Below are 12,266 nucleotides of genomic sequence, written 5' to 3'. Positions count from 1 at the left end.
TTTCACGGGCGATAACGTAATTTAATTTCAAGCCGGGTTGGGTCGCTGGTTCTGCAAGTTAACCGGTCATGAGATAGTCCAACAAAACGCCGTTAAAAAGCGCGGGCTTCTCCATATGCACCGCATGCGCGCATCCGGGGATCACGGACAGGCTGGCGTTGGGAATACTGGACCAAAGCAGATGCGTCTGGTCCCACGAATAGGTTCGGTCCCGGTCGCCACAGACTACCAGCGTCTCCTGTTGCAGGTCTTGCAGGTGTTCTGCTCCGGACCAATTTTGCATTGCATCCAGACCGGCGAGAATGGCGTCTTTCGTGGCCATTCGGGCCAGGGTTTCGCAATCCTTGAAATGGGGCGCGGCCTTGGTTTCCCAAAACCACGTTGCCGCGATCCGGCTTGCGGTGGCTGCGACGCCGTCCTGTTCAACGCGGGCTTTGCTTTCGTCGATGGTTTCAAACCGTCCGGGCAGGACGCCAATTGCACCGGTCGCGTACAGGATCAGCTTCTGCACGCCGCTTTGATCAGCGCGAGCGATCTCTTGCACCACCATACCGCCCATCGAGTGGCCCAGAAGGTGGTACCTGTCTGTACCAAGCGCACGCAGATGCGCGATCACCCAGTCGGCCAGACCATCAATGCGGTCTATCGCGGAAAGATGTGCGTTCTTGCCAAAGCCGGGCAGGTCAAGGGCGACGACCTCGAAATGGTCTGAAAATGCCTTGTATTGCAAGTTCCACTGCGGGCTGCCGCCCATCAGGCCGTGCACCAGAACAAGGGGCGTCACTTGCGCTGGCCCTGAACAATGCGATCCAGGATCATTGCGCAGAACAGGATGGCGAACCCTGCAAGGATACCTTGTCCGACATTGGCATATTGCAGGGCCTCAAGAACATCCTCACCCAACCCCTTGGCACCGATCAGCGAGGCGACAACCACCATCGCCAGCGACAGCATGATGGTCTGGTTGATTCCCGCCCGGATCGACGGGCTGGCCAATGGCAGATCGACCTTGGTCAGCAGATACCATTTGTTGGCCCCAAAGCTGATCGCCGCCTCGCGCACGCTTTCGGGGACGCCGCGCAGACCAAGAACGGTCAGGCGTACCACCGGGGTGCCGCCGAAAATCATCGTTGTGACGACGGCGGCGGGTTTGCCTGTTCCGAAGAACGCAATTACCGGGATCATGAATACGAAGGCGGGCATGGTTTGCATGAAATCCATGATCGGTTGAATGAACGCATAGAACCGGGGACGGCGTGCCGCGAACATGCCCAGTGGGATTCCGATGACGATGGACAGACATGCCGCCGTTCCAAGCAAAGCAAGCGTTGTCATGGCTTTTTCCCAAAACCCAAGCAGGCCCATATAGGCCAGAAACGCGCCGGAATAGATCGCCATTCGCACACCGGCCGTCAGCCAGGTCAACAAGATGATCAGCGACGCAATCACGATCCAAGGGGTGCTGACAAACACCAGTTCCAGCGCGTCCAGCACCAGACGGATGGCATAGGTGATCCCGTCGAACAGCGCCTCGCCATTCAGAACGGCCCAATTGAAGAACGCCTCGACCCCGTCGATGCTGAGCAGTCGGAATTCCGGGTCCGTCGGAAAATCGCTGAGGATCGCGAAACGCCCCGGAAAGCTGTAGTTGATCATGGCGACCGTCACGATCAGAACCATGAACACCGCGCTGAACACGATCTGGGATACAGGCATCCCGGACCGGATCGACCGGTCCGACAGCCATTCAGAAAACCGAGCTTCCAGCGCCCAGTTGGCCATCACTGACTGAGCCACCTTGGCGATGATCAGGATGACAAGGCCGGTCAGGGCGATGGTTGGGCCTTGCTCTGCCAGCGCCTCGGCCTCGGCGCGAATGCCGCCGATATTCGCCTCTAGCCCGTCCACCGCACGCTGGAACGCGTCCACCCGGTCCGAGCCCGCCTCGATTGCCGCCGCAAGCTGTTGCTTGCGTAACTCTAAGGTGCCCTCGATAGACGCGATCCGGGCCATCGCGTCCGAGGCGAGATCTCCGAACAGGCCACGGGCGATCTGGACAAAGCCAATCGCCTCGATGATCAGAAAGCACAGCGCCCAAGACCACAAGCCGCGCGCACCAAACCAGATCGGCCCGAATAGCCCAGCGAAAAAGTTGAAGGTCGGCGTAAACCGCGCCGAGGCACCGACCTTGTCGAAATTGGCGATGTAGTAGTCGGGATGCGTGCGAACAAAGGTGCGAATATTCTCTTTGCGCTCTTCCGCATAGGCCAGCGCGGCCTCGCTTTCGGTGTCTTCCAGCGGATTGATGTTTTCGTCCCTCATGACACCTCGGTCCCTTCGATAACGGTACGCAGCAGGTCGGCGCGGGTGATGACGCCAACATCGGCACCCGCGTCGGCCACGACGATGGGATTGTCATCATCAATGGCCAGATTGATCAGATTGCTAAGCGTCTCATCGCTGCTGACGCGGTGCAGATCGGCGGGCAGGGGGCCGTTCCGGGACGTCCAGTCTTCAATCGGGCGCATGACGACCTTGGCATGCACCACTTTCAGACGCGATATCCCGGCGACAAAGTCGGCGACATAGTCATCCTGGGGATGCATGACGATATCTTCGGCCGTGCCCATCTGCACAACCTTGCCGTCGCGCATGATGGCGATGCGATCCCCGATCCGAACGGCTTCATCCAGATCGTGGGTGATGAACACCGTTGTCTTTTTGAGGATTTTCGACAGTCGGATGAATTCATCCTGCAATTGCCGCCGGATCAGCGGGTCAAGGGCCGAAAACGGTTCGTCCATCAGCAAAACATCCGGATTGGCCGCCAGCGCCCGTGCAAGGCCGACACGCTGCTGCATCCCGCCGGACAGTTCATGGGCGAACTTGGACCCCCAGGCCCCCAGCTCGACGATGTCCAGAATGGCCGCCGCCTGACGCATCCGTTCATTCTTGGCAACCTGCCTGATCTCCAGCGGCATCGCCACGTTGTCCAGAACGGAGCGGTGCGGCATCAGCGCGAAGTTCTGGAACACCATACCGATCTTCTGGTTGCGAAAGTGCTGCAGGTCTTTCGTGCCCAACGCCATCACATCGGTGCCTTCGATCTCGATCTTGCCCGCGGTGGGTTCCAGCAAACGGTTGAAATGGCGCACAAGGGTCGACTTGCCGCTGCCCGACAGGCCCATGATGCAAAAGATTTCACCCCGGTTCACCGACAGGCTGACATCCGCAACACCGACAACGCAGTTATACTCGGCCAGTACCTCGGCCTTGCTCAGGTTGCGCTCGCGAACAGCTTGCAGTGCGGCCTGTGGTTTAGCCCCGAAAATCTTCCAGACATTCGAAATCTCGATGACGGTTTCTGCGTTCATTTTTGCGCCACTGTTTGAAGAGATCAGGTCCGGGACCGGCCGAAACCGGTACCGGCAGTTCAGTTGGGCGCTTACAGCCCCAGCATCGAGTCGACGCGGTCCGAGTTCTCATTGACCCAGTCCTTCGCAACATCAGCCGGTTCGCGACCATTGGCGCTGATTTCAAAGGCCAGACCGCTGACATCATCGGCGGTCAGGGCAAAGTTGGCAAAAAACTCGGCAATGGCGGGCGAGCGGTCGGCCAGCGAGTTCGACCAAGCAATCTGAACCTGCTTCAGGGCGTCCTTCGTTGCCACATTGGATTTTTCGTACCAATCGGCATCGTCGGACGGTTGGATCATCACGTATTTTGCAGGGTCATAGGTGGGTTCCGTCAGCATCTCGACATCAAACATGAACCACACCGCATGCGGCTTGTAGCAATAGAACGCATATCCTTCGCCCTTGGCGATCGAGTCCTTGATGCGCGCGGTCTTGACACTTTCTTCGGCTCGGATCGGTTCGATGAAGTCCAATAGGCCATAGTCGCGCACCTTGACCTCGTTGACATTTGCCGAGGCCCAGCCGGGCGCGCCAATCCACATCTCGCCCTTGCCATTGCCATCACTGTCCATCAGCGCGGCCACATCCGGGCGACCCAGATCTGCGATGTCGGTAATGTTGTTGGCCTGACCGAAATCCTTGGACACGCAGAACCCCTGGTTCCCTTCGTATGGATTGGAGGACAGCGTCACTGTGCCCGCCTCATCCACATATTTCTTGGTAAAGCTCTCCTGGTTCGGCAGCCAGACGTCCGGATGAACATCGATGTCACCCTTGCCCTGATCCATCGCCTGAAAGATCGTGGCGTTATTGCCGGGAACATATTCGACCGTCCCGCCAATGCGGGTGGCGACGATCTCGCCCAGCACATAGGCGATGGCCTGAGCACCAGTCCAGGACGGCACGCCGATCTTGACGTCTTCGGCATAAGCGGTCGCCCCAAACGTGGTCAGCAGCGCCGCGCCGATGAGGGTTTTTTTCAGTGACATAGTGATCTCTCCTTGTTGGTCGCTTTTTGTTTTGTTCTTGTTTTTATGGTGTGTAACCGGGCAGTCCGAAGGCATCGGAATACCCAAACAGGGCCGCGCTTCCACCAGTGTGCAGAAACACGACATTGCTCATGCCGTCGAAATAACCCTTGCGGATCTGATCGATCAGCCCGTCGAGGCCCTTGCCTGAATATACCGGATCGAACAGCAGCCCTTCGGTGTGGGCCAACAGCTTGACCGCCCGGATCATCCCGTCGGTCGGCAGCCCATAGCCGGGCCCCACATAATCGCAATTCGCTCGCACTTCTGAGCGGGCGATCTGCGCGTCCAGTTCCAGATGCGCTGCGGTTTTGGTCGCCAGTTCAAACACCATCTGTTCCTGCTTGTCTTGCGGAGCCCGAACGCCAATACCCAGAAGATGCGTGGTGCTTTTGATCGCCGCCAGCCCGGCCACAAGCCCGGCCTGAGTCCCGGAACTGCCGGTCGCATGAACCAGCGCTTCAATCGACAATCCCATTCTGGCTGCCTGTTCGGTCAATTCGCGGGCGCAGTTGACATAACCTAGCGCACCAATGGCGTTCGAGCCCCCTCCGGGAATGATGTAAGGCTTCTTGCCCTCGCTCCGCAGGTGATCGGCCAACCTGTCCATTTCGGAATTCATGTCCGCACCGCCGTCGCGCTTGGACACCGAGGCCCCGTGCAGGCGGTCCAACAGAACGTTTCCGTTCATGATGTAGTTGGGGTCATCCGATCCGGTGCGATCTTCCAACAGTATGTGACACTCCAACCCCAGTTTGGCCGCCGCAGCAGCAGTCTGGCGGGCGTGATTGGATTGCGTAGCGCCCTGGGTAATGATCGTGTCCGCGCCCTTTTCAACGGCGTCCGCCATCAAAAATTCAAGCTTCCGGGTCTTGTTCCCACCGGTCGACAGGCCGGTACAATCGTCCCGCTTGACCCAAAGGCGCGGGCCGCCCAGCACCTCGCTGAGTCTGTCCATCGGTTCCAGAGGTGTCGGAAGATGCCCGAAGGAAATCCGCGGGAACCGGGCCAGACTGATCGACAGTTCCTTGCACAGGCTAAAGGTTAGGTCTGCGGTTTCGCCCGCAGTATTCTCCGAGATTTCTGCCGACTCTGCCATGCTCTGAGGTCCTTACCGTTGGGATCTCTCAAAGCGTTTCCTATCAAATCAAAGAAAAACAGTGCTTTTTTGTACGGCTACTCATACTTTTGCTTTGGCTGGGGGTGCGCTTTTCATGGATACACAATGGTTAGAGGACATTCTTGTTCTGCTGGAAGAGGGCAATCTAAGCCGGGCCGCCGCGCGCCGACATATCACCCAGCCCGCGTTTTCCAGGCGTATCCGGTCCTTCGAAGACTGGCTGGGCGTCACCATACTGGACCGCAAAACCAACCGGGTCGAGATCAGCGCCGCGCTGATCTCAAACGAACCCGAGATACGTGCGCTTCTGGTCCAGCTTCGCGAGCTACGCACAAAAATTGCCCATCATGACCCCAAGGCGACCACCGTCAGGATCGCGGCACAACATGCGCAGGTGTTTTCCCGGTTCCCGGACATGGCGCTGAAGGCCCGGTCGCACCTGCCGGGCGTCAGGTTCCGTCTGCATGCCGCTAACCTAAGCGACTGCGTCAGCATGTTCCTGCGCAAAGATGCCAGCATGCTGCTGTGCTACGAATCCGATCTGGCCGAACCGTTGGAGTTCGGGTCGGGCGTATTGCGCGGAACCTGGGGGCGGGATTATCTGATCCCTGTGGTGGGCGGGGCCCTTCGGTTTGCGGTGAAAGACGTGGGCGACATTTCCGACACTGCGCCGGCAGTCGTCTATCCGGATAACAGCTATTTCGGGCAGGTTCTGCGCCGAAAGGAGCGCCGGTTCGGGACGGCTGGGTACAGCACCAACCCGATTTGCGAGACGGCGTTTTCGACCGGTATTCTCGAGATGGTCCGCAAGGGCCTTGGGGTCGGTTGGCTGCCCTTCAGCATGGTGCACAGCGAATTGCAAAGCGGCGAGGTGATCTCGCTGGCGAATGCGTTGGGGCGTGAGCCCATGGACATCGCGATCTACGCGGACCGCACGGAATCAGCTGCTGCCGAATTGTTCGGGATCTGGAGCAACCAGGGGTCGAAGGCGCGACACCGCTGACCGCCAATCCAGGTGCGGAATCCCCCAACTGTCAAAGTCACGGATTTTGTGATATGCACAAACAATAGTTTGATTATTGTTATCCCACTGTCTTTAAGGACATTTTCGATGTTCGAAAGAATTCTGGACTCTCTGCTCGGCAGATTTGCCTCTATTTCTCAAAGATTTAGAGTTTGGCACGCTTGGCCGTTTTTGCCTGCGTTGGCGATTATTCTGGGCCACCGTGTCAACCTGCGGCACAACAACCTGATCGATACCGAAACCGCGCCGTTGGATGGCGAACGGCCCGAGGATTTTGACATTATCGGATGGCGCACCGCGGACGGGCAATTCAACGACCTTTCGCAGCCCCGCATGGGCGCGACAGGCACCCGGTTCGGACGCAATGTCGCGCTGAGGGACACCTATCCGCCCAGCGACGCGGATCTGATGGATCCAAGCCCCAGACTGGTTAGCGAAAAGCTTCTCAAGCGGCATGAATTTGTACCCGTTCCACATCTGAACGTGCTGGCGGCTGCCTGGATTCAGTTCATGGTGCATGACTGGCTCAGCCACGGTCCCAACGATCCGGATGCCGAGCCGTTGGACGTGCCGCTACCCGAAGGTGACGACTGGCCGGGCGGCAAGATGACCGTACGGCGCACGATGCCCGACAAACAGGTGACGGATGCTGATGCCAACCGTCCACCTACCTTCCGCAATGTCGAAACCAGTTGGTGGGATGGATCGCAAATCTATGGCTCGACCGAGGAACGTCTGCGTTACGTCCGCACCGCCAAACTGAAGGGCCGGCCCAAATCGGCCGAAATTGCTTTGGACGATGGTCTTTTACCCGTCGACAAAAAGGCCAAGCGCGAAGGTCAGGAACTGGCAGGTGTCAACGGCAACTGGTGGACCGGGCTGTCGGTGCTGCACACTCTGTTCGCGCGCGAGCATAATTCCATCGTGGCGCGGTTGCGCATTGATCATCCGGATGAAAGCGAAGACTGGCTGTTTCACAAGGCGCGGTTGGTGAACTCGGCGCTGATGGCCAAGATCCACACCGTAGAATGGACGCCCGCGCTGATGGACAGCCCCGAAGGCCGCATGGCGATGCGTGGCAACTATTGGGGCCTGATGGGCGAAACCGTGTTCAACGCGGTGGGTCGGGTCTCGGACAGCGAGGTGATGTCGGGCATTCCCGGCTCTCCGCGGGATCATCATGGCAGCCCCTATGCGATGACCGAGGAGTTCGGCTCGGTCTACCGGCTGCACTCGCTGATGCCGGACGCATATGAATTCCGCAGCCATTCCGACAACGCGCATCTGCACAGCGCCGGGCTGACCGAAGTGTCAGGTCCGGGCGCACGCAAGCTGTATGACAATCTGAGTTTCGACGACGTGCTGTATTCTCTGGCGACCGAAAATCCGGGTGCCTTGGTGCTGAACAACTTCCCCGAAACCCTGCGCCGTCTGGACAAGAAGGTTGAGGCGAATGTGTTCCTCGACCTCGCCGCCGTTGATGTCCTGCGTGACCGCGAGCGGGGCGTGCCGCGCTATGCCGATTTCCGGGCCGCCATCGGCGCGACGCGGCCTGAAACCTTTGAAGACATCACCGATGATCCCAACTGGCAGTCCACACTGCAAGAGGTCTATGGCACCGTCGAAAAGGTCGACCTGCTGGTCGGGACACTGGCCGAAGCGAAGTCGAAAAACCAGCCGCCGCGCTTTGGGTTCTCGGACACGGCGTTTCGTATCTTCATCCTCATGGCCTCACGCAGGCTGAAAAGCGATCGCTTCTATACCGATGATTTCCGACCGGAAATCTACACAGAGGCCGGGTTCCGATGGGTTGCCGAAAACGGATTTTCCGACGTTGTGCGTCGCCATTGCCCGGACCTTGCCGAAGCTCTGGTCGATGCCCGCAACCCATTCTTCCCCTGGCGGATCGCGGGGGGCTGAGGCATGGCCCGTCACATTCGCATCCCGCTGCTTGCCGATCTGATCCTGACCGATGACGCGGATGAGATCGGACAGCTTGCCGACCACGCCGCGCTGGATCGCGGGTTTCGCCCGCGGGGGCCGCTGATCAACCGGATACTGGCGCACCGCGTCAGATCGGCGTTGTCGCTTGGTGGCAATCCGCTGCCCAGCGCGATGATGCGGGACGACCCCGAAAGGCGTCGGATGTCTCAGGACATTGCCGATAAGTTCGCGCCGGGCAATTGGGATACCGACACGCTTAATCAGATGGTGGGCTATGTGAGGGGCGATCTGAGCAGGCCCGTGGGTGAGCTTGCGCAGCAGATCACGGGCCGCGTGTTTGATCCGACCTATGCGGCAAGCGCCGAAACCTGGGATGCAGCCAAAGCGATCGAGACACATCTGCAATCGTTTAACCCCCTTCGGCGCCTCATCGCCTTTCTGTCCGGCGCATTGCGGGACGCTCAAGGCGTGTTGGGTCAGGCCGCTAAGGGCGACAAGGGCGCTGTCCACGGCACCGGGATCGCGGTGCATAATCTGGCGCTCAGCCTGGAACGGTTGCAAGCGGCATGGGCCGATCAGCGGCTGCGCGCCCATCTTACCCCGGAACAGGCGGCTTTGCGCGTGATTGCCGCGCCGCGCACCGTGATGCGTGCCGGAAAGCGCCATAGCGACACAATCGGCGGGCGCGTGCGGCCAGTCACTTTGGTCGCCATGAACACGCGCAGGGCGGCGGGCGCAGGCATGGATGCCGATCTGGCCTTTCTGGGATCAAGCTGGAGCCGCTGCCCGGCCCAGCACTGGGTCATGGCGTTGCTGGCAGAGATCTGGAAACAGGCGGGAGAAACCGGATGAGCGACGATATCATCTTCACTCCGCTCAAGTTCCGCAACCTTGAGGTCAAGAACCGGGTCTTCCGGTCGAATATCTCGGGTCGCTTCGACGCCGAAAATGGGGCGCTGACGCAGACGCGGATCAACTGGGAATGCAAGTTTGCGCGGGGCGGGGTGGGGGCCGTGATCTCATCTTATGTGCCCGTGCGCATGGATGGCCGCATCATCGCCGGCTACGCCACCATTCATACGGATGAGTTCATTCCCCTGTGGCAAAAGCTGGGTGAGGCGGTCCGCGCCAACGGATCGAAATACATCCTTCAACTGTCACATTCCGGTCGCCAGATGGATTTGCCCGGCATCCACAATCAGCACCGCCCGACCCCAAGCCCCACCAACGCATACGAAACCCTGCACGGCTTCCCAACCCGCGCCATGAGCACGCATGAAGTGGGCGAAATGGTCGAAGATTTCGCCCAGGCCGCATGGCGCGCGCGTGAGGCCGGGTTGGATGGGATCGAATTGCACGCCGCCAATGGCTATCTGTTCACCCAGTTCCTGAGTTCCGCGATCAACGACCGGACCGACCATTACGGCGGCTCCCTACGCAACCGCGCGCGGTTCCTGCTTGAGGTGATCGACGCCATTCGCGCCAAGGTCGGGCGCGAATTCCATCTGCAAGTCAAACTCTCTGCCGTGGACCACAACAACGTCCTGCCGTGGGAAGGTAAGGGCAACACCCTGTCCGACACGGTGCAGGTCGCGCAATGGTGCGAGGCCGCGGGCGTGGATGCCCTGCACGTCTCGACCGGCTCGCTGTTTCCGCATCCAATGAACCCGCCGGGGGACCTGCCGCTTGAGGTTCTGGCCGTTACTTACGACGCGATGATTGCATCGGGCGTCAACGGGTTCAGAAACTACCTGTTCTTCCGCTTCCCCTTGCTGCGCCCGCTATTCCTGCGGCTTTGGTTCCGGCTGAAAAAAGGCCGCGAGGATGAAGGCATCAGCCTGGAAGAATGCCGTGCGATCAAACAGGCGGTGACCATTCCTGTGATCAACACCGGCGGCTATCAGAACGCGCGGGTTGTGCGTGATGCCATCACCTCGGGCGGCTGCGATGGGGTGTCCATCGCGCGGGCTCTGGTAGCCAATAATGATCTGGTCAAGCATTGGGCCGCAGGTGAAGATGAGCCGCCAAAACCTTGCACACGCTGCAATAAATGCCTGTGCAATGCGCCGAAACATCCGATGGGTTGTTATGAGGAGGACAGGTTCGAAAGCCGTGATGCGATGATCGAAGAACTGATGTCGATCTATGAAACCAAGCCGATCCTTCAAATCCCGACCCCTGACAGGGAGGCGGCAGAATGAGGAACCAGCCTGTCACCTTTGTTGAAGAGGCTCTGGTAAAACGCCGCCGCCGACGGTTGCCGCTGACCATTCTTGTGGGCCTGATGGCTTTGGTCGGGTTGCTTGCTTTGGTCGTCGCGCTTTGGTTGCTGTTGGCCTTGCTGCGCGGCGGGCCCGAGCATTTCAAGACTGATGAGCAGCATTTCCTGCACGGCTCTATCGGTTCGGAAACCTCCAGCGGATTGCCGTATGAGGTCTGGCAGGCGCTGCCCTATCTCTTCCCCGACGCGTTTGAGGGCAAGACGACCTACGAGGCGTTTGGGTTCCTGTATCAGGAGGATGAGAAAGGTCGCACTGACTTGCCAATTGGCATTTCCCGCCGCGATCAGTTGGGCATCACCTTGGTCTGGTTCAACTGCGCCGTCTGCCATGCCGGGACCTATCGCGAAACGGCTGAGGCCGAGGCGGTGATCGTGCCCGGAATGCCGTCGAACAACCTGCAATTTCATGCGTTTATCGAGTTTCTGCTGGACGCCTCGACCAGTCCGAAACTGGCCGCCGAACCGCTGTTCGACGCCATCGAACAAAGCGGCAATGGCCTTGGACCCGTCAAGCGGCTGTTCTGGCGCATTGCAGTTGTCCCCCGCATTCGCGAGGAATTGCTGGCGACCCGCGCCGCTTTGCAGCCCCTATTGGCGCGCCAGCCGGATTGGGGCACCGGTCGCGTGGACACGTTCAACCCCTACAAGGTGCTGGAATTCGACATGAACGGGGATGCACTGACCCCGCAAGAGGTCATCGGCGCATCTGATTTTCCCTCCATCTTCCTGCAAGGCCCGCGCGAAGGCATGCGGTTGCACTGGGATGGCAACAACCCTTCGCTGGCCGAACGCAACCTGTCGGCGGCGCTTGGGGCCGGGGTGACAGCGGAAACTGCGGATCATGGCGGGATTGAGCGCGTTGCAGCATGGCTCAGCGATCTGCCGCCGCCTGCGAACCCGGTACAGGTGGATGCCGAGGCCGCCGAACGGGGGGCCAACCTGTACGCGACCTTCTGTCTGGAGTGCCACGGGCGTTGGACCGGGACAGAGTACGAGTTCTCGGGCGACAAGTTGGGAACCGTTCAGCCAATCGCGTCCATTGGGACGGATCGCGCGCGGCTGGATAGCTACACAAACGAGTTCCAGCAGCGGCAGGTGACTGAACTGTTTGCGGACACGCCTTACGCGTTCCGGCAGTTCCGCAAAACCGACGGCTACGCAAATATGCCGCTGGATGGGCTTTGGGTGCGCGGCCCGTATCTGCATAACGGATCGGTGCCGACGCTGGCGGATTTACTTAACGCCCCGGAAGATCGCCCCAAAAAATTCCAGCGCAATTCGGATGTGATCGACCCGGTGAATGGCGGGTTCCTGTCACCCCCGTGCGAGGATGAAGGTGTCTATTGCTTCGATACATCCCAGCCGGGCAATTCCAACGCAGGCCACGTTTACGGCACGCATCTAAGCCCGACCCAAAAAGCCGATTTACTTGAATACCTTAAAACCTTCTGAA

Annotated in this window: 10 protein-coding genes; 5 read left to right on the top strand and 5 right to left on the bottom strand. The window is 59.5% G+C overall.

Translation table 11 applies throughout. The features are described 5' to 3' along the window. Nucleotides 1-58: 58 nt before the first annotated feature. The 5 genes from ACR0MO_RS06165 to cuyA form a co-directional block, all read right to left on the bottom strand. Nucleotides 59-784 carry an alpha/beta fold hydrolase gene (locus ACR0MO_RS06165; RefSeq protein WP_170451798.1) on the bottom strand — a complete coding sequence of 242 codons (726 nt, stop codon included), beginning with the start codon at nt 782-784 and terminating at the stop codon, nt 59-61. Then, a complete protein-coding gene (locus ACR0MO_RS06160) occupies nt 781-2,322 on the bottom strand; it encodes an ABC transporter permease subunit (RefSeq protein WP_170451796.1) in 1,542 nt (513 codons plus the stop codon). Before ACR0MO_RS06160 ends, ACR0MO_RS06165 begins: the two co-directional genes overlap by 4 nt. Then, on the bottom strand, nt 2,319-3,374 hold the full coding sequence (locus ACR0MO_RS06155; protein ID WP_170451794.1) for a betaine/proline/choline family ABC transporter ATP-binding protein: 1,056 nt from the start codon (nt 3,372-3,374) through the stop codon (nt 2,319-2,321). The genes ACR0MO_RS06160 and ACR0MO_RS06155 overlap by 4 nt, the downstream gene beginning before the upstream one ends. 71 nt (nt 3,375-3,445) lie before the next feature. Further along, nucleotides 3,446-4,405 (bottom strand): ABC transporter substrate-binding protein, encoded by a 960-nt coding sequence (locus ACR0MO_RS06150; RefSeq protein ID WP_170451792.1) that lies wholly within the window; start codon nt 4,403-4,405, stop codon nt 3,446-3,448. Between the two features lie 43 nt (nt 4,406-4,448). Next, complete coding sequence (gene cuyA / locus ACR0MO_RS06145; protein WP_480626264.1) at nt 4,449-5,462, bottom strand: D-cysteate sulfo-lyase; 1,014 nt, start codon at nt 5,460-5,462, stop codon at nt 4,449-4,451. A 196-nt stretch (nt 5,463-5,658) separates the two neighbouring features. On the opposite strand from cuyA, the gene ACR0MO_RS06140 reads away from it, so the two are divergent. The 5 genes from ACR0MO_RS06140 (at nt 5,659) to ACR0MO_RS06120 (ending at nt 12,265) form a co-directional block, all read left to right on the top strand. Next, nucleotides 5,659-6,567: a LysR family transcriptional regulator gene (locus ACR0MO_RS06140; protein ID WP_480625773.1), complete on the top strand. Its 909-nt coding sequence runs from the start codon at nt 5,659-5,661 to the stop codon at nt 6,565-6,567. A gap of 201 nt (nt 6,568-6,768) precedes the next feature. After that, the gene (locus tag ACR0MO_RS06135; RefSeq protein ID WP_480625774.1) at nt 6,769-8,508 is read left to right on the top strand and encodes a peroxidase family protein; all 1,740 of its coding nucleotides are present in this window, start codon (nt 6,769-6,771) and stop codon (nt 8,506-8,508) included. 3 nt (nt 8,509-8,511) lie between these two features. Beyond that, nucleotides 8,512-9,384: a hypothetical protein gene (locus ACR0MO_RS06130; RefSeq protein ID WP_480625775.1), complete on the top strand. Its 873-nt coding sequence runs from the start codon at nt 8,512-8,514 to the stop codon at nt 9,382-9,384. Beyond that, nucleotides 9,381-10,733 carry an NADH:flavin oxidoreductase gene (locus tag ACR0MO_RS06125; RefSeq protein WP_170734422.1) on the top strand — a complete coding sequence of 451 codons (1,353 nt, stop codon included), beginning with the start codon at nt 9,381-9,383 and terminating at the stop codon, nt 10,731-10,733. Before ACR0MO_RS06130 ends, ACR0MO_RS06125 begins: the two co-directional genes overlap by 4 nt. Beyond that, entirely contained in the window at nt 10,730-12,265 is a 1,536-nt protein-coding gene (locus ACR0MO_RS06120) for a c-type cytochrome (RefSeq protein ID WP_480780360.1), read from the top strand. Before ACR0MO_RS06125 ends, ACR0MO_RS06120 begins: the two co-directional genes overlap by 4 nt. Nucleotide 12,266: the final 1 nt, after the last annotated feature.

This window comes from Ruegeria sp. K5, from assembly GCF_056531805.1.
This window is presented reverse-complemented; position numbering and strand designations above follow the sequence as displayed.

Excerpts from the sequence above, each read along its gene's own strand:
- ACR0MO_RS06160 (WP_170451796.1), bottom strand. The coding sequence starts at position 2,322 with ATGAGGGACGAAAACATCAATCCGCTGGAAGACACCGAAAGCGAGGCC.
- ACR0MO_RS06155 (WP_170451794.1), bottom strand. The coding sequence starts at position 3,374 with ATGAACGCAGAAACCGTCATCGAGATTTCGAATGTCTGGAAGATTTTC.
- ACR0MO_RS06150 (WP_170451792.1), bottom strand. The coding sequence starts at position 4,405 with ATGTCACTGAAAAAAACCCTCATCGGCGCGGCGCTGCTGACCACGTTT.
- ACR0MO_RS06140 (WP_480625773.1), top strand. The coding sequence starts at position 5,659 with ATGGATACACAATGGTTAGAGGACATTCTTGTTCTGCTGGAAGAGGGC.
- ACR0MO_RS06130 (WP_480625775.1), top strand. The coding sequence starts at position 8,512 with ATGGCCCGTCACATTCGCATCCCGCTGCTTGCCGATCTGATCCTGACC.
- ACR0MO_RS06125 (WP_170734422.1), top strand. The coding sequence starts at position 9,381 with ATGAGCGACGATATCATCTTCACTCCGCTCAAGTTCCGCAACCTTGAG.
- ACR0MO_RS06120 (WP_480780360.1), top strand. The coding sequence starts at position 10,730 with ATGAGGAACCAGCCTGTCACCTTTGTTGAAGAGGCTCTGGTAAAACGC.